26 protein-coding genes and 1 pseudogene are annotated in these 21,800 nt (G+C 39.6%); 3 read left to right on the top strand and 24 right to left on the bottom strand.

What is annotated here, in order from left to right:
- A complete protein-coding gene (locus SPAR10_RS07075) occupies positions 1–1,623 on the bottom strand; it encodes a putative polysaccharide biosynthesis protein (RefSeq protein WP_004252391.1) in 1,623 nt (540 codons plus the stop codon).
- Between the two features lie 105 nt (positions 1,624–1,728).
- Between SPAR10_RS07075 and SPAR10_RS07070 the strand changes: the two genes are divergently transcribed.
- Entirely contained in the window at positions 1,729–3,174 is a 1,446-nt protein-coding gene (locus SPAR10_RS07070) for a UDP-N-acetylmuramoyl-L-alanyl-D-glutamate--L-lysine ligase (protein WP_004252389.1), read from the top strand.
- 39 nt (positions 3,175–3,213) lie between these two features.
- Here the strand turns inward: SPAR10_RS07070 and SPAR10_RS07065 are convergent.
- The 22 genes and pseudogenes from SPAR10_RS07065 to SPAR10_RS06960 form a co-directional block, all read right to left on the bottom strand.
- Positions 3,214–3,863 (bottom strand): annotated as a pseudogene (locus SPAR10_RS07065) (DUF1803 domain-containing protein).
- Positions 3,847–4,359, bottom strand: a complete 513-nt coding sequence (locus SPAR10_RS07060; protein WP_004252387.1) for a YiiX/YebB-like N1pC/P60 family cysteine hydrolase — start codon at positions 4,357–4,359, stop codon at positions 3,847–3,849. Before SPAR10_RS07060 ends, SPAR10_RS07065 begins: the two are co-directional and overlap by 17 nt.
- 63 nt (positions 4,360–4,422) lie before the next feature.
- Entirely contained in the window at positions 4,423–5,358 is a 936-nt protein-coding gene (locus SPAR10_RS07055) for a manganese-dependent inorganic pyrophosphatase (protein WP_004252385.1), read from the bottom strand.
- An 84-nt stretch (positions 5,359–5,442) separates the two neighbouring features.
- Positions 5,443–5,727, bottom strand: a complete 285-nt coding sequence (locus tag SPAR10_RS07050) for a GIY-YIG nuclease family protein (protein WP_004252384.1) — start codon at positions 5,725–5,727, stop codon at positions 5,443–5,445.
- Entirely contained in the window at positions 5,717–6,466 is a 750-nt protein-coding gene (locus SPAR10_RS07045; protein ID WP_004252383.1) for a tRNA1(Val) (adenine(37)-N6)-methyltransferase, read from the bottom strand. The genes SPAR10_RS07050 and SPAR10_RS07045 overlap by 11 nt, the downstream gene beginning before the upstream one ends.
- Positions 6,467–6,514: 48 nt before the next feature.
- Positions 6,515–6,877: a S1 RNA-binding domain-containing protein gene (locus SPAR10_RS07040; RefSeq protein WP_004252382.1), complete on the bottom strand. Its 363-nt coding sequence runs from the start codon at positions 6,875–6,877 to the stop codon at positions 6,515–6,517.
- Position 6,878: 1 nt separating this feature from the next.
- The gene (locus tag SPAR10_RS07035) at positions 6,879–8,279 is read right to left on the bottom strand and encodes a bifunctional Cof-type HAD-IIB family hydrolase/peptidylprolyl isomerase (RefSeq protein ID WP_004252381.1); all 1,401 of its coding nucleotides are present in this window, start codon (positions 8,277–8,279) and stop codon (positions 6,879–6,881) included.
- Between the two features lie 80 nt (positions 8,280–8,359).
- Entirely contained in the window at positions 8,360–8,863 is a 504-nt protein-coding gene (locus SPAR10_RS07030; RefSeq protein WP_004252380.1) for a GNAT family N-acetyltransferase, read from the bottom strand.
- 148 nt (positions 8,864–9,011) lie between these two features.
- Entirely contained in the window at positions 9,012–9,251 is a 240-nt protein-coding gene (gene rpsR / locus SPAR10_RS07025) for a 30S ribosomal protein S18 (RefSeq protein ID WP_000068664.1), read from the bottom strand.
- Positions 9,252–9,282: 31 nt separating this feature from the next.
- The gene (locus tag SPAR10_RS07020; protein ID WP_004252379.1) at positions 9,283–9,753 is read right to left on the bottom strand and encodes a single-stranded DNA-binding protein; all 471 of its coding nucleotides are present in this window, start codon (positions 9,751–9,753) and stop codon (positions 9,283–9,285) included.
- A gap of 11 nt (positions 9,754–9,764) precedes the next feature.
- Positions 9,765–10,055 (bottom strand): 30S ribosomal protein S6, encoded by a 291-nt coding sequence (gene rpsF, locus SPAR10_RS07015; RefSeq protein ID WP_001151775.1) that lies wholly within the window; start codon positions 10,053–10,055, stop codon positions 9,765–9,767.
- Positions 10,056–10,183: 128 nt separating this feature from the next.
- Complete coding sequence (locus SPAR10_RS07010; protein WP_004252378.1) at positions 10,184–10,840, bottom strand: CBS domain-containing protein; 657 nt, start codon at positions 10,838–10,840, stop codon at positions 10,184–10,186.
- 284 nt (positions 10,841–11,124) lie between these two features.
- Positions 11,125–11,835 (bottom strand): ABC transporter ATP-binding protein, encoded by a 711-nt coding sequence (locus tag SPAR10_RS07005; RefSeq protein ID WP_004252377.1) that lies wholly within the window; start codon positions 11,833–11,835, stop codon positions 11,125–11,127.
- Entirely contained in the window at positions 11,835–12,599 is a 765-nt protein-coding gene (locus SPAR10_RS07000; protein ID WP_004252375.1) for an ABC transporter ATP-binding protein, read from the bottom strand. Before SPAR10_RS07000 ends, SPAR10_RS07005 begins: the two co-directional genes overlap by 1 nt.
- Complete coding sequence (locus SPAR10_RS06995) at positions 12,599–13,555, bottom strand: branched-chain amino acid ABC transporter permease (protein ID WP_004252374.1); 957 nt, start codon at positions 13,553–13,555, stop codon at positions 12,599–12,601. Before SPAR10_RS06995 ends, SPAR10_RS07000 begins: the two co-directional genes overlap by 1 nt.
- Positions 13,556–13,558: 3 nt before the next feature.
- On the bottom strand, positions 13,559–14,428 hold the full coding sequence (locus SPAR10_RS06990) for a branched-chain amino acid ABC transporter permease (protein ID WP_004252371.1): 870 nt from the start codon (positions 14,426–14,428) through the stop codon (positions 13,559–13,561).
- Between the two features lie 115 nt (positions 14,429–14,543).
- Positions 14,544–15,704, bottom strand: coding sequence for an ABC transporter substrate-binding protein (locus tag SPAR10_RS06985; RefSeq protein WP_004252370.1), 1,161 nt, complete (start codon positions 15,702–15,704; stop codon positions 14,544–14,546).
- Between the two features lie 87 nt (positions 15,705–15,791).
- Complete coding sequence (locus tag SPAR10_RS06980; protein ID WP_004252368.1) at positions 15,792–16,061, bottom strand: YlbG family protein; 270 nt, start codon at positions 16,059–16,061, stop codon at positions 15,792–15,794.
- 75 nt (positions 16,062–16,136) lie between these two features.
- Positions 16,137–16,727, bottom strand: coding sequence for an ATP-dependent Clp protease proteolytic subunit ClpP (gene clpP / locus SPAR10_RS06975; RefSeq protein WP_004252366.1), 591 nt, complete (start codon positions 16,725–16,727; stop codon positions 16,137–16,139).
- A 160-nt stretch (positions 16,728–16,887) separates the two neighbouring features.
- A complete protein-coding gene (gene upp, locus SPAR10_RS06970; RefSeq protein WP_004252365.1) occupies positions 16,888–17,517 on the bottom strand; it encodes a uracil phosphoribosyltransferase in 630 nt (209 codons plus the stop codon).
- 88 nt (positions 17,518–17,605) lie between these two features.
- Positions 17,606–18,073, bottom strand: coding sequence for a deoxycytidylate deaminase (locus tag SPAR10_RS06965; RefSeq protein WP_004252363.1), 468 nt, complete (start codon positions 18,071–18,073; stop codon positions 17,606–17,608).
- 18 nt (positions 18,074–18,091) lie between these two features.
- Complete coding sequence (locus SPAR10_RS06960; RefSeq protein WP_004252362.1) at positions 18,092–18,649, bottom strand: TetR/AcrR family transcriptional regulator; 558 nt, start codon at positions 18,647–18,649, stop codon at positions 18,092–18,094.
- 124 nt (positions 18,650–18,773) lie between these two features.
- Here SPAR10_RS06960 and SPAR10_RS06955 point away from each other — a divergent pair, with 124 nt between their 5' ends.
- Positions 18,774–19,619, top strand: coding sequence for a DegV family protein (locus SPAR10_RS06955; RefSeq protein WP_004252360.1), 846 nt, complete (start codon positions 18,774–18,776; stop codon positions 19,617–19,619).
- Positions 19,620–19,675: 56 nt separating this feature from the next.
- On the top strand, positions 19,676–20,851 hold the full coding sequence (locus tag SPAR10_RS06950) for a BaiN/RdsA family NAD(P)/FAD-dependent oxidoreductase (protein ID WP_004252358.1): 1,176 nt from the start codon (positions 19,676–19,678) through the stop codon (positions 20,849–20,851).
- A 41-nt stretch (positions 20,852–20,892) separates the two neighbouring features.
- Here SPAR10_RS06950 and SPAR10_RS06945 read toward each other — a convergent pair whose 3' ends face one another.
- Positions 20,893–21,633, bottom strand: coding sequence for a MerR family transcriptional regulator (locus SPAR10_RS06945; protein WP_004252356.1), 741 nt, complete (start codon positions 21,631–21,633; stop codon positions 20,893–20,895).
- Positions 21,634–21,800: the final 167 nt, after the last annotated feature.

Here is a 21,800-nt window from a genome sequence, read left to right as displayed (position 1 = left end):
TTATGATAATTTTAATCGTGCTCGTAACTGGTCAGCTTTTGCCTTTCCAATAACCTTATCCAAAAGTCGAGTATAGAGACTCATGACTCCGTAGAGCCCGCCACCGATTACACCAATAAAGGCGACATAGATGAAGCTCCAGAAACGTCCAGTTGGTTGGAAGACAAATCCAATAATCCATTGCATGAATCCAACCAGGATGAACATGACTAAAGTCAAAATAGTGATCAAGATTGTTCTCTTCAAGATAATCTTTCGGCGAACACCTGTAATCTGACAGATCTCGCGATACATTAAAACAATTGGAATGATAAGACCGATGGTCGTTGAAATGAGAGGACCATAACTATGGAAAATAGCTATCGATGGTAATTGTAGAACAATCTTAGCAATTGAGCCATAAACAAAATACAAGACTGCCTTGCGGTTACGGAACATAGCCTGAAGCATTGGTGACAAGACCATGTACAAGCCTAGAATTGTTGATTGCAAGACCGCAAAGATAAATAAGCCTATAGCCAAGCCATCTGGCTTACCGTAAAAGACTGTATAGAGTGGTTCTCCTACCATAACTACTCCAACTGTTGCAGGTAATAGGAATAGGAAGAGCATGGTGATACTATCTTGCACCAAGCGAGAAGCTGCTGGTAAATCACCCTTTACATAGTTCTCAGTCAAGAGAGGCAAACCAACGCTACCGATTGATACTCCAACCGAAATCAAAATCATAGTGATTTTATTCGGATTGGCAGAGAAATAAGAGAACATGACAACAAGGTCTTCATTACTATAGTTGGTAAACCACTTCATGCTATTGATGAAAGTCATCTGGTCCAAGATTTGGAAAAGCTGAATGGCAGAACCAGTTATGATAAAAGGAATAGCTTCCTTAATCGTATCAATTAGAAGACTCTTACTATCAATCTTATCTCGTGTTTCAAAAACTTTTTGGAGCAATCCTTCCTTATAAAGGAAATAAAGCAAGACTGCAAAACTAGCTACCATTCCCACAAAAGCAGCAAAAGTTGATTGGGTAACCGCTGATAGATAATCTTTTGAACCGAGCTTCATGATGATAAAGGTTGCTAAGAGCATCCAAATCACACGGATAACCTGCTCAGCAATTTGACTCATGGCATAAGGTTTAAGATTATTCATCCCTTGGAAAAATCCACGGATAACACTCATAGACGGGAAAATCAAGACAGCCCAAGCTAAACTCTGCATAATGGGAATCAAGTCCTTACCGACACCCGAAAGATCCGCTAACCAAGGCGCAAAGAGATATAAGATCAAAGCAAAGGCAAGTCCCAATACCGTCATAAAGCCTAAGAAACTTCGAATCAGGGCAAAACTATGCTCTTCCTCATGCATGGTATTGTATTTAGCAATCTGCTTAGCTACAGCCACCGGGATACCTGCTGTCGAAATCAACAAGAACCAGGCGTAGATATTATAACCCATGGTAAAGAGTCCGTTAGCCTTAGCAGCATAAGTCCCCATCCAAATATACCAAGGGATAATGTAAATAGCTCCAAGTAGACGACTGATAAAGTTACTAGCTGTAAGCCAGGCAGTCCCGCGTAACATCTGGGCCTGCTGATGATTATTTTCGTTAGACATAACTTCCTCATTCATTTTTAATCACTAGGAAATGTTCCTTATCTTCCATTATAAACTTTTCCTTGTTACTTGTAAAATTCAGACTTTCAGTTTACAATAGAAAGTATGATAAAGATTGAAACCGTATTAGATATTTTAAAGAAAGACGATCTCTTCCGTGAGATTATCGACCAAGGACATTACCACTATCATTTTAATGATGTAACTTTTGATAGCATCTGCTACGATAGCCGAAAAGCAAAAGATAATAGCCTCTTTTTTGTAAAAGGAGCTGCTTTTAAGAAGGAATTTCTTCTTTCGGCAATCTCACAAGGACTCGGTTGGTATGTAGCCGAGCAGGACTACGAAGTAGGCATTCCTGTTATTGTCGTTAGCGATATTAAAAAAGCTATGAGTTTGATTGCCATGAAGTTTTATGGCAACCCTCAGGAGAAATTAAAATTACTTGCTTTCACTGGTACTAAAGGAAAAACTACGGCAGCTTACTTCGCTTACAATATCTTAAATCAGCAACATCGTCCAGCTATGTTATCGACCATGAATACGACTTTGGACGGAAAAACTTTCTTCAAGTCTGCTCTGACAACACCTGAAAGCATCGACCTCTTTGATATGATGGCGCAGGCAGTTGATAATGGAAGAAGCCACCTTATTATGGAAGTTTCCAGTCAAGCCTACTTGGTGAAGCGAGTCTACGGCCTCACTTTTGATGTTGGTGTCTTCCTCAATATTAGTCCTGACCATATTGGTCCTATTGAGCATCCAACCTTTGAAGACTACTTCTACCACAAGCGTCTCTTGATGAAAAATAGCCGAGCAGTTGTCATTAATAGCGATATGGACCACTTCTCTGTTCTAAAAGAACAAGTTGAGAACCAAGATCATGACTTCTACGGTAGCCAGTCAAGTAACCAAATCGAGAACTCCAAAGCCTTTAGCTTCTCAGCTACTGGTAAATTAGCTGGCGATTATGATATCCAGTTGATTGGACATTTCAACCAAGAAAATGCTGTCGCTGCTGGACTTGCTTGCCTTCGTTTAGGTGCTAGTCTTGAAGACATTAAAAAAGGGATTGCTACTACTCGTGTCCCTGGCCGTATGGAAGTTCTCACTCAGAAAAATGGAGCAAAAGTTTTCATCGACTATGCCCACAATGGTGATAGCTTGAAGAAATTGATCTCAGTCGTTGAAACACATCAGACTGGAAAGATTGCTTTAGTACTCGGCTCAACAGGAAACAAGGGAGAAAGCCGTCGTAAGGACTTTGGACTTCTCCTCGATCAACATCCTGAAATTCAAGTATTTCTAACGGCTGACGATCCAAACTATGAAGATCCAATGGCCATTGCTGATGAAATTAGTAGCTACATCCATGGTCCTGTTGAAAAGATTGCCGACCGTGAACAAGCCATCAAAACTGCGATGTCAGTTACAAGTCAAGAACTGGATGCTGTCATTATCGCTGGTAAAGGTGCTGACTGCTACCAAATCATCCAAGGTAAGAAAGAAGACTATCCTGGAGATGCTGCTGTTGCAGAACGTTATCTTTAATCAAACAATAGAAAGGCTAGGAAAATTCCTAGCCTTCTTCTATTTTTTTCTAAAGACGAATCGTTCTTTATCAAATTCTACAGCCAACTCATATTTCCCATCTTCGTTTTGAACGATGTAGCCTAATAAGACTAGACTATCAACAAAGATATCACGTCGTTTCTGTATCAGTTGATTTTTTTAAGAAACTTGAGCAAAAAAGTAGTCATATACTTGAGAGCATACTCAGGATTGACATCCCCTAAAATTTCATACAGTCTCTGCTGCTCTTCCGTCAGTGGATACTGGAACTTGACCCTGTAGAAGTAATTGGACAAGGTCATCTTTTCCCTTGCAAAATCGGTGTGCTCTTCTAGGATAGCTGCATTTGTTTGATTGCGCAATTCTGTCTGAAAATCTTTCTCCAGGATTTCTTGATAAACAGGACTATTATCTCTCACAAAGACTTCCTGGTCTAGTACAAGAGATTCTGTAGATTCTAGAAAGGGAAGATTGAGATAATAGCGTTTGTTTTCTCTCAAAATCAAACCCGCTTTAATGTATTCCTCCAAAAACTTATCAACTGGTATCTCTGGAAACTGAGCCTTGATTTCACGGAGGATAACATCGTCATGCTGGTCTAGAAAATCAATTAAATCCTTAAAGAATGGCTGTCGCGTTAAGCGAGATGGATTAAAAATATGAATCATAAAGATTCCTTTCTTTACAAACTAAAAGAGGAGATACTGCTAATTGACTTGGATTTGTCCCCGGCTGATTCAGTGGTACAGGAAGCCCCAGCTCTCGATAATATTCTCTCCAGAAATCACTGATTTCCTGTGTATCATCTCCAAACTTCATGGGAATGGTCTCAAAAATAGGAAGAATTTCTGCTACAAACTGGGAACAATAGAAACCATCTCCATCTGGGTAAAAGGACGCATTGTAGGGAGCCCCTAAGAGACTCTCTGCTCGCTTTTTGACCTCTGCACCATCAATCTGCTCATAGTGATAAAGGTCATAGACTTTTCCAGCTTCAAAGAATTCCTCAGGAGACTGAGCAAGGACACAACCTTCTACCGTGGCATGATAGACCTGTCCGTCCAAAAAGATGGCCACATGGCTATATTGACCAGTAGATTCCTGGATGGCCTGTCCTATATCCGAATCATCTTTCACAAAAATCAAATCGCCATTTTCTAACATACTTCTCCCCTAGAAAAAAAGGAGTCGAAACTCCTTTTTAACAATGGGCTTCCCCATCTATGATTATGCATTAAAGCTTTCAGTCAATTGTGGTACCACTTGTTTCTTACGTGAAACAGCACCTGGAAGGAAAGCGTGGTTGTTTTCAAGCTTAAAGTTGAAAGCTGCTTCTACCTTGTCCATGTTGGCACCAAGAGCCAAAATTTCTGAGTTTGAGTTGACGATGTCTGTAATCATCAAGACAAAGTCAGAGTAGCCATTAGCTGCATTTGCGGCTTGGATAGCTGCTTCGATTTCAGCTTGGCGTTCCAAGACTTCAGCAATATCAACTGTATTCACTTGAGCCACACGGACATTGTTTCCATTGAGTTCAAAAGTCTTGGCATCGATATCAATCAATTCTTCAGCAGATTTGCTTGCCAAGTTTGTACCAGCCTTGAGCATGGCAAGACCGTATTCTTCCAAGTTCACACCAGCTAATTCAGCCAATTCAGGAGCAATGACTTTATCTGATGGGTGAGTGGTTGGTGATTTCAAAAGAAGGGTATCTGAAATCAAACCAGATAGCATCAAACCTGCGATTTCTTTTGGTACAGCTACATCATGTTCTTTGAACATGCGGTAGACGATAGATGATGCGGATCCAACTGGTTCCAAACGCATGTAAAGTGGGCTTGCAGTTTCAAAATTAGCCACACGGTGGTGGTCCACCACACCGTAAACTTCTACTTCAGCGATATCTGAAACAGATTGTTGGAATTCATTGTGGTCTGTTAAGATGACTTGTTCTGCACCTTCTGCTTTAGCAGATGTAATCACGCGCAGTGCTTCCACATCAAAATAGTTCAAGACGAAAGCTGTTTCTTCATTTGGAGTTCCAAGAGCCACCGCTTCTGTGTCCAAACCGTATGCTTCTTTTGCAAGATAAGCAAAAGCTACAGATGAACCAATAGCATCTGAGTCTGGATTTTGGTGACCAAATACTAGAATCTTAGACATGATAATACCTCGTTTCTTTATTCTCTTTATTGTAGCATTTTTTTCTATTTTTGACAAAAATAAGAGGAGCCAAAGGACTCCTCATTACATATCAAAAGCATCGACTAAATTTTTATTTTGACACTCTTTAAGATAATGTTCTTTTTGCATGCGTGTCTTGCGCTTGAAAAGAGCTTCAGCAGACATGGCCTCTTCCTTGCTGTCAAAACCTTCTGCAAAGATGAGTTTTACCGGCAATCGAGCGCGTGTATATTTGGCTCCTTTACCGCTATTGTGCACGGCAATCCGTTTCTTCACATCTGTTGTATAGCCTGTATAGTAGGAACCATCACGGCACTCTACCACATACATATAAGCCTTATGATCCATAATAAATCTCTTGAATTTCTGGTGTATAAGTACCATCACTATTATGAACAATGAGTGGTGGTAAAACCTTAAAACCACTAGTGGAGCCGTCCTTGATAGCTTCAATCAAAAGCATATTAGCTTCCTTCTCCCGTTTAGGATAAACAAATTGCAGACGTTTTGGAGCCAGATTATGCTGTTGGAGCGTAGCTAAGATATCTAATAATCGATCAGGACGATGAACCATTGCCAAACGTCCATTTGATTTGAGAATACTCTGGGCACTACGACAGATTTCCTTAAGATTGGTTGTAATTTCATGCCGAGCTAAAAGGTAATGCTCACTTTCGTTCAGATTAGAATTTGGATCCACTTTAAAATAAGGCGGATTGCATAAAATCAAATCAACCTTGCTCCCCTGAATGTGACTTGGCATATTTTTCAAATCATCACAGATGACCTGCATCTGTCCGTCTAGCCCATTTAAACGTACTGAGCGTTCGGCCATATCAGCAAGACGTTCCTGAATTTCTACAGATAGAATTTTAGCTTTGGTCCGGCTACTGGCAAACAATCCAACAGCTCCATTGCCCGCACAGAAATCTACTATCAAACCATTTTTCGGAAAACGAGGAAAGCGTGACAAAAGTACACTATCCACTGAATAGCTGAAAACCTCTCTATTTTGAATAATCTTGATATCTGTAGAGAAGAGTTGATTAATGCGCTCTCCTGTTTTTAATAATTGTTCTTCGTTCATACTTCCATTATAGCAAAATATAATAACATCACAATGATTTGAGGGATATCAATTACTGTTTTTCTTTAAATGTTCCAAAGCTTCTCGTGTCCAAACAGGCATCATGCGACCAAGCGGCGCGAATCCATGTTTGATGCGATCATTCGAAAAACGTCTCCGTCTAGGAAGTTGATGTTTTTCTTCTTCCAAGGTACGAATGGAAAGGCTAGCCTTCCCTGTATATTCGTCAAAATCTACTACTTGTACCTGGACTTCATCACCGATTTTTAAAACCTCGTAAATATTCTCGATAAATCCTGTCCGAATCTCCGAAATATGAATCAGGCCTGTCACTCCTGTTTCTAACTCAACAAAAGCTCCATAGGGCTGAATCCCAGTAATACGGCCATTTAGCTTATCACCGATTTTCATTTTAGTCCTCAATTTCAATAGTTTCAATTACGACATCTTCAACTGGCTTGTCCATTGCACCTGTTTCGACACCTGCAATTGCATCCAGAACTTCATAAGAAGCTTCATCCGCAAGTTGACCGAATACAGTATGACGACGGTCTAGGTGAGGAGTTCCACCTTGTTCTGCATAAATCTCCGCAATTGGCTCTGGCCAACCACCACGAGCAATTTCTTTCTTAGAATATGGCAAGTGTTGATTCTGCACGATAAAGAACTGGCTACCATTTGTATTTGGCCCAGCATTAGCCATAGAAAGGGCTCCACGGACATTGTAAAGTTCTTCTGAAAACTCATCCTCAAAAGATTCTCCATAGATAGACTCTCCACCCATACCGGTTCCAGTTGGGTCTCCACCTTGAATCATAAAATCTTTAATAATACGGTGGAAAATCACACCGTCATAGTATCCATCTTTTGACAGAGCAATAAAGTTGGCTACTGTTTTTGGTGCGTGTTCAGGGAAAAGTTTGATACGCATATCCCCATGATTTGTCTTAATAGTCGCAATTGGACCTTCTATTGTTTCAATGTCTACTTGTGGAAAATGTAATTCTTTTTCTACCATACCAAATCCTTCTAAGGCATCAAAGATGCCATCTTCTTCTAATGTTTTTGTAATATAATCTGCTTTTTCTTTGATTTTGTCATGAGAAACACCCATGGCAACACTAATGCCTGCATAATCAAAGAGTTCTAAATCGTTAAGTCCGTCCCCAAAAACCATCACGTTTTCAGGTTTTAAACCTAATTGGTCTACCACTTTGGCAACTCCAGCTGCCTTAGAACCGGAAATCGGCACCACATCTGACGAATGTTCATGCCAGCGTACCATACGCAAAGTCGATGCTAAAGCATCAGGCAATCTCAGGTCATCTCCCTGGTCCTCAAAGGTCCACATCTGATAAATATCTTCTTTTTGGTAAAAATCAGGGTCCACCTCTAAATCAGGATAAATCGGGTCTATCGCCTGGCTAATCATCTCTGTTCGTCTTGATAGTTTAGCAGCATGGCTTCCCACCAAACCATAATCAATCCCAACTTCTTTGGTCCAAGTAATATATTCCTCAACCTTATCTTTAGCAATTTTGTTACTATAAATGACATTGCCCTTTTTGTCCTCAATATAAGCACCATTCAAGGTTACAAAGAAATCAGGTTTGAGGGCTTTAATCTCTGGGACGACACCAAAAATTCCACGTCCAGTCGCAATTCCTGTCAAAATTCCTTTATCACGTAATTGTTTAAAGGCTGTTGGAATAGTGCTTGGAATAAAGCCAGTCTTTGAATTTCGTAAAGTATCATCTATATCAAAAAAGATAATTTTAGTTTTCTTAGCCTTGTATCTTAACTTGGCATCCATTATAATACCTCCTTCAACTCACTCTTTCCATTATACCATAAAGTAGAGAAATCCCACATCCCCAATAAAATCCTTGTCTCTTATCCGAATTCCTTTACTAGATACAAAACCAAATCATCATTATTTTGGCTAGTTGCATTCATTTCCAAGGGTTGATTTCGATACCAGACACCTGTCCCATCTGGAATGTAGCCCCGTCTGATATATAATCTCTGGGCAGGGCCATAGCCTAAGTGCAAACCTACACCAAGAGTGACCTTACTCGAAACAAACTTGATTCGTTTTTCTGCTTCTTCTAGCAGTTGATTCCCAATCCCTTGATTTCGAAAAGGCTCAAACACATTAAAATCTGATAATTCTGGATAGATTTCTGCAAAAGGACCATGTTTAGCAGAGGGCAAAATGGTAACGTAGCCCACTACAGCACCATCAATCTCTGCAACTAAGACTTCTCTCTCCCCACTTTCCTGTTCCAGAAAATATCTAGCTAAAATTTCCTCTCTACCAGGCCAACCCTGATTCATAAATCCATGAGATAAGGATTCAATATCAGACTTAATCATATTTCTAATCGTACAATTCATCTTTGACTTACCCACCTTTACTCTTTCTATTACCATTATAGCACGCCAAGGTCAGAAAAAACTATCTCGTAAAAAAGACCCGTAAGGGTCTTAACTCGCTATCCAATTTCCATGCTCGTGAAAAAAAAGACCCGTAAGGGTCTTTTCTTTAATCTTCGTTTACGAAAGGCATCAAAGCCATTACGCGAGCGCGTTTGATAGCTGTTGTTACTTTACGTTGGTTTTTAGCTGAAGTTCCAGTTACACGACGTGGAAGGATTTTCCCACGTTCTGAAACGAAACGGCTAAGAAGCTCAGTATCTTTGTAATCAACATATTCAATTTTGTTTGCTGCGATGTAATCAACTTTTTTACGGCGTTTGAATCCGCCACGACGTTGTTGAGCCATGTTTTTTCTCCTTTATAGTATTAATTGTCCATTAGAATGGTAAATCATCATCTGAAATATCCAAAGGATTGGTTGATCCAAATGGATTTTCATCACGTGAAAAGTCTGGTACTGAATTTGTAGTTGCTGCATGACTAGCAGTTGGTGCAGAATAAGCTCCACCACTTTGTCCTTCACGAGCACTACGGCTTTCCAACATTTGGAAATTCTCAGCTACGACTTCTGTCACGTAGACACGTTGTCCTTGCTGGTTATCGTAACTACGAGTCTGAATACGACCTGTAATCCCGACAAGAGAGCCTTTTTTAGCCCAGTTAGCAAGATTTTCAGCCTGTTGGCGCCACATAACGACATTGATAAAATCAGCCTCACGTTCGCCATTTTGACTCTTGAATGTACGGTTTACTGCAAGAGTAAAAGTCGCAACTGCTACATTTGATGAGGTATAACGCAACTCGGCGTCACGTACCATACGCCCTACAAGTACAACATTGTTAATCATAATCTACCTTCTTATGCGTCAAGTTTGACGATCATGTGACGAAGAATGTCAGCGTTGATTTTTGAAAGACGGTCAAACTCTTTAAGAGCTACGTCATCGTTTGCTTCAACGTTAACGATGTGGTAAAGTCCTTCACGGAAATCTTGGATTTCGTATGCAAGACGACGTTTTTCCCAATCTTTTGATTCAACAACAGTTGCACCGTTGTCAGTCAAGATAGAGTCAAAACGTGCTACCAAAGCGTTTTTCGCTTCTTCTTCAATGTTTGGACGAATGATATAAAGAATTTCGTATTTAGCCATTGATATGTTCCTCCTTTTGGTCTAATGACCCCAAGCCTTTGCAAGGGGTAAGTGAGGTTTGCTCACAATAAACTATTATACTAGAAAAAAATTTTTTTCGCAAGTAAAAAACAATGATAGTTTAATTTTTAGAGTTTTTTTGCTGCAGTTTTGGTAATTTCATCTACGAAAATATTCTCTTCTTCAAATTTCTTCTTCAAGGAACTAAGATCAATCGTTCCCTCAATTTGGACTTCGATAACAATCTTACCATCTTTACGTGGAATATTAACGGTATGAGAAATATTAAGATTTTCCTCAACGATTAAAGAAACAATCTTACCTAAAACTCCAACTTCATTTTCTGTGATAAAACGAACACGGATTCCATCTTCCCCATAACCAGCGATTTCAAGAAAGGCACTGAATACATCACGATCTGTAATGACTCCATACAATTGTCCATTGTCAACAACTGGCAAAATACCAATCTTATTTTTAAGCATGAGATAAGTTGCATCTTCTAAACTTGCATAACCTGAGACTGTAACAACATCTCGAATCATGACGTCTTTTACTTTTGTCTTATTAAGCAGATAATTCATCTCGAAGATTGAAAGACTAGTCGCTTTTGAAGGACTAGCTTCAGCGATTGTCCCTTCTGTTACCAAGCCTACTAATTTATCATTCTCAATAACAGGGAGACGGTGCAAGCCTTGTTCGCGCATCAAATCTGCTGCGTGTGCAACAGTTGTATCAGGACTGATATAAACGACCTTGCGTGTCATAAAATCTTTAACTGCCATAGGAAATCTCCTTTATGTTTATAGTTTTATTATACACTTTTTACGGAAAGCTATCAAACGCTTTCATTTCTTTTTCAAGATTCAGAAAAATCTGAAGGACTTTACGAAAAAGAGCTCAACTTAGAGCCCTCGATTTTATACTTATGTAGATTGTATGATTGCTTAGCAATCTTTATCCGCCGACTAAAAAGGTCCCCCAAACTATAGAGGGATTGCGTGCGCAATCTCCATCCACAACCTAAACTAGTCTCCCAGACTATACGAAGATTACTAAGCAATCCTTTTTAGCCACCTAGATATGCTTTTCTGACTTCGTCTGATGCTGCGAGTTCTTTTCCTGTTCCTGATAGGACAATCTTACCTGTTTCAAGTACATAGCCTCGATCTGCAATAGCAAGTGCTTTGTTAGCATTTTGTTCAATCAAGAGAACTGTTGTTCCTTGTTTTTGAATATCTTGGATGATATCAAAAATTTCTTGGATAAAGATTGGCGCAAGCCCCATTGATGGTTCATCTAATAAAAGAAGTTTAGGTGTTGACATGAGTGCACGTCCCATGGCAAGCATCTGCTGTTCACCACCAGATAGAGTAGCCGCATCTTGATTTTTACGTTCTTCCAAACGAGGGAAACGAGAGAAGACTTTCTTCAAATTTGCTTGATTCTCTTCACGATTTTTCTTAAGAAAGGCTCCCATCTCCAAGTTTTCCAAAACAGTCAAACCAGGGAAGACATGACGTCCTTCTGGTACTTGAGAAAGTCCTGATGCCACAATTTTCTGAGCTGGTGTCTTTTGAATTTCTTGTCCTAAAAATTCAATTCGACCAGAACTTGGACGTACAAGGCCTGATAATGTTCTAAGAATAGTTGTTTTACCAGCACCGTTAGCACCGATAAGTGAAACAACTTCCCCTTCATTAACTTCAAAGCTCACATCACGTACAGCTTGAATCATACCGTAGTGAACTGAGAGGTTTTCAACTTTTAACATAGACATTAGGCTTCACCTCCAAGATAAGCTTCGATAACACGTTTATTGTTCTTGATTTCATCTGGTGTCCCATGAGCAATCAAACGACCGTACTCTAGAACATAGATACGTTCAGTGACTTCCATGACCAAGTTCATATCATGTTCAATCAGCATGATGGTAATCTTGAATTCATCCTTGATGCGACGGATCAACTCAGTCAATTCTGCAGTTTCTTGTGGGTTCATACCTGCTGCAGGCTCATCCAAGAAGAGGATTTTAGGTTCTGTAGCAAGGGCACGAACAATTTCCAAACGACGTTGTTGGCCATAGGCTAAGTTTTTAGCTAAGGTTTCAGCATCACCATCTAAATCAAAGATTTTTAGTAATTCTATGGCTTTAACTTTTAATTCTTTTTCATTCTTATAAAAAGCTGGTAAGCGCAAGAAACTTGCAAAAACATGTTGTTTATGATGGTTACTAAATGCAATAAGAACGTTATCCAAAACTGTCAAGTCTTTAAAGAGGCGGATGTTTTGGAAGGTACGCCCTAAACCAAGAGCAGCAATTTTATAGGGTTGCTTGCCATTTAACAAGTGGCCATCCAAGGTTACTGTTCCTTCGCTTGGTTCATAAACTCCAGTCAGCAAGTTGAAAAGAGTTGTTTTCCCAGCTCCATTCGGTCCAATCAAGCCAACAAGTTCACCTTCGTTCAAGTCTAGAGTTACATCTCCAACAGCAGTCAGACCACCAAAATGCTTGGTTAACTGTTTTACTTCAAGTAATGCCATTAGTTTTGTCCCTCCTTCTTACCTTTTTTAAAGAGTCTTGATAGGCTCAATTCCCATGTTCCTAGAAGGCCTCCTGGTCTGAAGATCATAACAAGTACCAAGGCCAAAGCATAGATAATCATACGAACGCTAGCTACGTCTTGAAGGAACATATTCAAAATACCAAGAACAATCGCAGCGACAATTGCTCCTGTAATTGATCCCAAACCACCAAATACAACGATAATTAAAACGTTGATAGAATTGATAAAGCTATAATCCTTAGGCACAACAGAACCGATAAATCCTGCTTGAAGGGAACCTGCAATACTTGCAGTCATAGCTCCAAAGACAAATGCAATAATTTTGATTTTTGTTGTATTGACCCCGACAGATTCAGCTGCGATTTCATCTTCACGAACAGACAAGGTTAAACGACCGATTGGACTACGAAGGAAATTCAGCGTTGCAATTGTCGTAATCACGGCAAAAATGTATACCATTTGCCAATTAGTAAAGTTTGGAATACCAAGGATACCAGCAGCTCCGTTTGTTAAATCACCACCATTGACGATTAGGATACGGATAATTTCAGCAACTCCAAGTGTCGCAACTGCAAGGTAGTCCCCCTTCAAACGAAGGGTAGGAATTCCAACGACCAAGGCAACCAAACCAGCAATGATAGCACCAAGCAACATAGCTCCAAAAAATGCACCGTAAGTTGGAGATTTAGAACCAATAATGGCTGCTGCATAGGCACCGATAGCCATGAACCCAGCATGTCCAAGAGAAAATTGACCAGAAAAACCAACGATAAGGTTAAGTCCAACTGCAAGAATAATATTGATACCGATTTGTTCTAGAATCTGAATATGGAAAAGGTTTAAAATACCAAACGAAACTAATAAGCTAATCACACCATATCCAAGCAACAAAAGGAGCAACCAGAGAATATTAACTTTTAAATTTTCTTTCATTGTTTACACCTTCTCTTTCACATTCTTACCAAGGATACCAGCTGGACGAACAATCAAGATCAATAGCAAGATTCCGTACACGATAGCATCACGGAAATCTGACATTCCGAAGGCTGTTGCAAAAGTTTCCAATAGTCCAATTACAAAACCTCCAAGAGCTGCACCAGGAATAATACCGATACCACCTAAAACGGCAGCAACGAATGATTTAATACCCGGAGTCATTCCCATCAATGGTTCAAGAGAGTTGTAGTAAAGGGCAATCAAGACACCTGCTGCACCAGCCAGAGCTGATCCTAAGGCAAAGGTAAAACTGATTGTACGGTTTACGTTGATCCCCATTAACTGAGCTGCATCACTATCAACAGATACTGCACGCATTGCTTTCCCCATCTTGGTTTTTTGCACGATGAGTTGCAAAAGAATCATCAAGACAATCGAAACTGTCAAAATCAATAATTGAATATTTGTTAGACTGATTGGACCCAAGTCATAACGAACTGTTTGGATTGCTTGAGGGAAGGCACGTGTATTGGCACCTACTAGATAGACCATTCCATACTCAAGCAAGAAGGATACCCCGATAGCAGTAATCAATACAGAGATACGAGTTGAATGACGGAGTGGACGGTAAGCTAGAAACTCGATGATTACGCCGAGAATAGCTGAACCAATCATGGACAAAATTAAGGCTAAAAAGAAATTTAAATGGAGGGCATTAATCAAGAAATAACCCATGAAAGCACCCATCATATAGATATCACCATGGGCAAAGTTAATAAGCTTGATAATTCCATAAACCATAGTATAACCCAGGGCTAGCAAGGCATAGACACTACCCAAGATTAAACCATTGACAAGTTGTTGAAGCATATGGTTCACTCTTTCTAAGTTTTATTTTTAGGATTTTATAAAAAAATAATCCCTTTATAAATACCGAAACAGGGAGTGAGTAAAAGCTCATTCCCCATTTACGATATCTATAAAATTAAGGTTTTACGACTTCTGCCGCATCTACTTTACCATTATTCATGGTCATCATGAAGGCTGTTTTCACAGTGTTATGATCTGCATCAAAACTTGTTTGACCTGTAACACCTTCGAAGTTTTGTGTTTTAGCAAGATTATTCTTGATATCAACTGAAGTTTTTGCACCTTTTGCTGCATTAGCTACAAGGTAAACTGAGTCATAAGCAAGAGCTGCAAATGTTGAAGGATCTTCGTTATATTTTGCACGATAAGCTTCAAGGAAGGCTTTTGCTTTATCTGAAACATCAACAGTAGTTGAGAATCCTGAGATGAAGTAGATATTTGATGCGCGTTCAGCAGTTGCTTGTTGAACAAATTCTGCACCGTTAAATCCGTCACCACCGATGATTGGCTTATCAATTCCCATACCACGAGCTTGGTTTACAATCTTACCAGCTTCTGTGTAGTAACCTGGCAATACGATTGCATCAAAGTCTTTATCTTTGATTTTTGTCAAAGCTGCTTGGAAGTCTGTATCACCTGATACAAATGTTTCGTCTGCTACGATTTCACCTTTGAATGAATCACGGAAAGATTTTGCAATACCTTTAGCGTAGTCACTTGAGTTATCTGTATACAAGACCACTTTTTTAGCGTTCAATTTGTTTGAAACGTAGTTTGAGATGATTTTTCCTTGGAAACTATCTTGGAATGTTCCGATGAAGAGGAAATCTTGACCTTTTGTCAAACCATCTTGAGTAGCACTTGGAGAAATCAATGGAACTCCAGCTTGTGTAGCATTTGCTACTGCCGCTGCAGTTGCACCTGAAGTCGCAGGTCCTACGATAGCTGCTACCTTAGATTGAGTCACAAGGTTTGTTGAAACAGAAGCAGCTTCAGCAGTTTCAGATTTGTTATCTTTGTCGACTACTTCGATTTGTTTTCCATCGATACCACCTGCTGCGTTGATTTCATCAACTGCAAGTTGAGCACCCTTTTGCTCAGAAGTACCATAAGATGCTACAGCACCAGTTTCTTCGAAGTTGAAACCAATTTTTACAACTTTTTCATCAATTGGATTACCTGTTGTGTTTGAAGCTCCTGACTTCACTTCCCCACAAGCTGCTAAAAGAGCTGTACTTGCAAGAGCTACAAGTGATAATGCAAATTTTTTCTTCATGTTTATCTCCTTTTAAGGTTCAATTTAAATTACATGTTAAGAATATACCGAATTATCAGAAAATTGTCAACAAGTTTCTCTCACTTTTTAAATGATAACGTTTTCGCTTGTTTTATATAGGTTTCCAACAAAAGGAGTTTCCAATTCTTGGATATGACAAACTCTCACTTTCTTGATAAATTTCTCTTTTCCTAAACGATTTACCAGCTCTTCTACTTCCTCTGTTGGGACATAAAGTTGTAGGTAACGATGTTTTTTTGAGTGGTAACAAATATCACCATAATTTGCGAGTTTTTTAGCATCGCGATTATAGTATAAATAGATAATCAGACCAGACCGATTCTCTTTTTGAAACATAATTCAACTTCCTTCTTACAATCTTCCTTCTATTATATCAAAAAAAACAAGCTCAGTCGAGCTTGCTTTAGTAGTTTAATTCAAAGAATTATTAGCCATAATTTCGTCAATAAAACCGTAGTCAAGAGTTTCTTGAGCGCTCATCCAGTAATCACGTTCAGCATCTTTATGAATTTGCTCAACAGATTTGCCAGAATTATCTGCTAGGATTTGCTCCAAAGTCTTACGAGTTTTAAGTAAGTGTTCAGCAGCGATGGCCATATCAGTCTGCTGAGTACCACCACCTGTACCACCCATTGGTTGGTGAATCATATATTCTGCATTTGGAAGCATGAAACGTTTACCCTTTGCTCCACTTGATGCGATGACAGTCCCCATTGAGGCTGCCATTCCCATAACGATAGTTTGGACATCTGCCTTGATAAAGTTCATAGTATCAACGATTGCCAAACCAGCTGATACAGAACCTCCAGGAGTGTTTACATAAAGGTAAATATCTTTTGTACTATCTTGGGCATCCAAGAAAAGCAATTGGGCGATAACTGAGTTTGCCATATTGTCTTCGACTGGTCCAGTCAACATGATAATGCGGTCCTTAAGAAGACGTGAGTAAATGTCATACGAGCGTTCTCCACGACTTGTTTGTTCAATAACTACAGGAATCATTCATTTCTCCTTTTGATTTCTAATTTCTTTATTAATAGGATTATTATATATCTTTGGTCAAAAAAGGTCAAATTTTTGCTCTATCCTACTAACAGATACAAAAATTCAACCTCCTTTCAAAACTAAGACTAGGCTATAGTCTCAATATCACTTTAGAATCTTATTTTGTTCCGAACAAGCGGTCTCCAGCATCTCCAAGACCTGGAACGATGTAACCATGTTCGTTCAAGCGTTCATCCAAAGCTGCTGTAAAGATTTCTACATCAGGGTGTGCTGCTTGAAGTGCCTTCACACCTTCTGGAGCTGATACAAGGCAGACAAACTTGATGTTTGAAGCTCCACGTTTTTTGAGGGAGTCAACAGCCAAAATCGCTGATCCACCTGTTGCAAGCATAGGATCAACTACAAAAATTTGACGTTGGTCAATATCTTCAGGTAATTTTACCAAGTATTCTACTGGTTGAAGGGTTTCTTCGTCACGGTACATGCCAATGTGACCAACTTTTGCTGCTGGAACCAAACTCAATAGTCCATCAACCATACCAATACCTGCACGCAAGATTGGGACAATCGCCAATTTTTTACCAGCCAACTGTTTTTGAACTGTTTTTGTGATCGGTGTTTCGATTTCTACATCTTCAAGTGGAAGATCACGAAGCACTTCATATCCCATCAACATTGCAATCTCGTCTACTAGTTCACGAAAAGCTTTTGTAGAAGTGTCAGTGCGACGCAAGATTGATAATTTGTGTTGAATCAGTGGATGATTAATAACTTCAAGTTTTCCCATTTTCAGAATTCCTTCTTTCAATTTATTCTTCTTATTATATCAAAAAATGGTTTAAAAAGCTTTCTAAACCATTTATTTTTTATAATTTCTAGATTAGGTGAGCCTCTTGGAGAGCTGCCTGCACTGTTTCAAGTGGTAGGTGAGTTAATTCTGTTCCCTTTTCTTGATAAAGGTGTTGGGCATAGTCATCCATACGGTATTGGTTGATATAAACAACACGCTCACAACCTACCTGAAGCAGTTGTTTTGTACAGTTGAGGCATGGAAAATGAGTAACGTAAGCTGTAAAGCCTTTAGGAACTCCACGTTCGGCTCCTTGCAGTATAGCATTCACTTCTGCATGAAGAGTGCGGACACAGTGGCCTTCAATCACCAGACAGTCATGATCTATACAATGCTCTGTTCCTGATACAGAACCATTATAGCCTGTTGAAATAACCTTGTTATCCTTGACTAAAACAGCTCCTACCTTGGCACGTTTACAGGTTGAGCGATTGGCAATCAATAGAGCTTGAGCAGCAAAATACTCATCCCAAGCTAGTCTTTTTTCTGTCATAGCATTTCTCCTCATGTTTTATTTTTTGAAAAATGGCAGGCGTAGATCTGCGATTTTTTCAGCAGGAACCTTCATCCCATCCTTGATCCATTTAAGCAAGACCGATACGATGGCCGAACTCCAAAAAGAATGCAGGTAAGAGCTGACACCTTTTGATTTTCCATAGTATTTTTCTAGAAATTCTTGCATGGCTTGCACAAAGATTTTTTCTAAGTGATAGTCTAGGGCAAGCTGAATAACTTTGGCTTCTTTCTTGGCTTCTCTAAAGAGATGAACCCATACGAGATAAAGGTCTGTTTTAACATCGTAATGACTCAATTGCTCCATGATGTTATGGACGCTACGTTTAAAGACACTTTCTAAAATCTCTTCTTTTGAATCATAGTTTCGATAAAAAGCTGCACGAGAAACGCCAGCACGCTTGACCAACTCAGAAATGCTAATCTTAGCCAACTCCTTTTTCTCCAAGAGTTGCAAAAGAGCTGTTTCAATCGCTTCTCTGGTTAGCAAATTAGATTCTTGATTTGATTTTCTAAGGTTTTCAAGCGATTTTTCAGATATTTTACGTTCAGACATAACAATTTCTTTCTACTTGTGACAACAGAGAGGTACTACTTTTGTTTCAAGGGCTTTCATGATATAATTGTAAAAAAAGACAGAACCTTTGTCAATGTATAAGTGATAAAGATGGAGAATTTCTATGACTTGGAAGATTGTAGCTGACTCTGGTTGTGATTATCGCCAACTGGAAAACCTTGCTTTTGATACTGAATTTGTTAGTGTTCCCTTAAAGATTCAGGTAGCAGATCAAGTCTTTGTCGATGATGCCAATCTGGATATCGATAAGATGATGGAAACTATGTATGCGACTTCTGAAGCTTCAAAATCAGCCTGCCCTAGTCCTGATGATTACTTACGAGCATTCGAAGGTGCCAAACATATTTTTGTAGTGACTATCACTGGAACTCTCTCTGGTAGCCACAATAGTGCTCAATTAGCTAAGAATATCTATCTCGAAGAACACCCTGATACTCAGATTCATGTCATCGATAGCTTATCAGCTGGTGGGGAAGTTGACCTAATCGTCGAAAAGATCAATGATTTGATCAACCAAGGACTTTCTTTTGAAGAAGTCGTTGAAGTGATTACTACTTACCAAGAAAAAACGAAGTTGTTGTTCGTTCTTGCTAAAGTGGATAACTTGGTTAAAAACGGTCGATTGAGTAAGCTTATTGGTACAGTTGTCGGGCTCCTCAATATTCGTATGGTTGGGGAAGCAAGCGAAACCGGAACCTTAGAACTCCTCCAAAAAGCTCGTGGTGCTAAAAAGTCTCTTCAAGCCGCCTATGAAGAGTTAATCAAAGCTGGCTATGCTGGTGGGCGTATCGTCATGGCTCACCGCAGCAATGAAAAATTCTGCCAACAGCTCTCAGAGCTCTTACGAGAAAAATACCCACAAGCTGACATTAGAATCATCCCAACTTCTGGACTCTGCAGTTTCTATGCGGAAGAAGGCGGGCTCCTCATGGGATACGAAATCAACTAATAAATCTGACAAGAGATGTCTAATCATCTCTTGTTTTTTTATGGTACAATACTCTTATGAAACATTTTGATACTATTGTCATCGGAGGGGGCCCTGCTGGTATGATGGCTACGATTTCCAGTAGCTTTTACGGGCAGAAAACCCTTCTCATTGAAAAAAATCGGAAACTTGGAAAAAAATTAGCTGGAACTGGCGGTGGTCGTTGCAATGTGACTAACAACGGCACTTTAGACGACCTACTAGCTGGCATCCCTGGAAATGGGCGATTTCTTTACAGTGTCTTCTCCCAGTTTGATAACCATGATATCATCAACTTTTTCACGGAAAATGGTGTTAAACTCAAGGTTGAAGACCACGGACGTGTCTTCCCAGCTAGCGATAAATCGCGAACCATTATCGAAGCCTTGGAAAAGAAAATCATTGAACTTGGTGGGCAAATTGCCACTCAAACAGAGATTGTTTCTGTTAAAAAGATAGACGACCAGTTTGTCCTTAAGTCAGCAGACCAGACCTTCACTTGTGATAAACTCATCGTCACAACAGGTGGTAAGTCTTATCCTTCGACTGGTTCGACTGGTTTTGGCCACGAGATTGCTCGCCATTTTAAGCACACCATTACAGAGCTTGAAGCTGCTGAAAGTCCCTTATTGACAGATTTTCCTCATAAGGCCTTGCAGGGAATTTCCCTAGATGATGTAACCCTCAGTTATAGCAAGCACGTCATTACTCATGATTTGCTCTTTACCCACTTTGGTTTGTCAGGCCCTGCTGCCCTGCGTATGTCAAGCTTTGTCAAGGGTGGTGAGATACTTTCCTTAGACACTTTGCCTCAGCTTTCTGAGAGCGACTTGGTGGCATTTCTAGAAGAAAATCGTGAAAAATCCTTAAAAAATGCCTTGAAATCTTTGTTGCCAGAACGCTTAGCAGAATTCTTTGTGCAAGGATACCCTGAAAAAGTTAAACAGCTAACTGAAAAAGAACGGGACCAACTTGTCCAGTCTATCAAAGTTCTTAAAATTCCCGTAACTGGCAAAATGTCCCTTGCTAAATCCTTTGTTACCAAAGGAGGTATTAGTCTCAAGGAAATCAATCCTAAAACGCTGGAAAGCAAACTGGTTCCTGGCCTTCACTTTGCAGGAGAGGTCCTAGATATCAACGCCCACACGGGTGGCTTTAACATCACTTCTGCCCTCTGTACTGGCTGGGTGGCAGGAAGTCTGCATTATGATTAATCTTTAAAGTAAGAAATCGGCAGAGATTACTCCGCCGATTTTTATTTTGTCTGAGTTCTAACATAGTGGGCAATAACATCTGAAGTGTATTGAGCTGTTCCAGGTCCAAATTTGTCAATGTTTTCCTTGAACTCTGGATTATAGACATAGCCTTGGCCGATATAACCGAAGACTTCCATAGAGCAGTCAAATCCATATGTACGAATAGCTTGCAAGAGTTTGCCAGCTTCTTCTTGGTTTTCGGTTGCTGTTGCAGGTAAACCAGCTTGAAGGTTTTGTGCCAAGGATTGAAAAACTTGGTTAAAGGCGGCCGTAGACTCATCTTCACGACCTTTTTGGCGTTCGAGGGCCTGATCCATGACTTCTTGCCCATATTTCTCTACTGCCTCTTGGTGGTATTTTTGATTGTCTTGGTAGCTAAATCCAGTGAATTTTTCTTGAATGGTCATTTTTATTTCTCCTTTTTGTTCTTGAATGGTTTTTTGTAAGGTTAAAATCAAGGTGTCTAGATGTTGCCTTTCTCGAGTTAGGTAATCCAACTGTCTTGCCAAATGTGGTAACAAGTCCGTCTTTTCTTCCTTCAATAGCTCTGCTATTTTTTCTAAAGAAAAGCCTAGATACTTGTAATAGAGGATAACTTGAAGTCGTTCTAAATCCTCTTGACTGTAAATTCGATAGCCATTTTCTGACTTTAACGGAACTAAGAGTCCTATCTTATCATAATGGTAGAGGGTCTTGACGGAGACACCTGAAAGTTGCGCAGCTTCTTTGATATGGTACATGATTTTCTCCTCACATTGATAGTATACACCCTTCCCTTAGGTCAGAGTCAAGCTTTATTTAGAAAATTTTTTTAACTTTTGAAAAAGGTATGAAAAACCGAAAATGGTTTTCTTGACAGGCTTCAGAAAACATGATAGGATAATCAAGTCTATCAATCAAATAAAAA

This window comes from Streptococcus infantis SPAR10, from assembly GCF_000279535.1.
GTDB classification, from domain to species: Bacteria; Bacillota; Bacilli; order Lactobacillales; family Streptococcaceae; genus Streptococcus; species Streptococcus infantis_I.
Note: the sequence above shows the minus strand (reverse complement) of the source record. Positions and strands in the feature narration are given on the sequence as shown.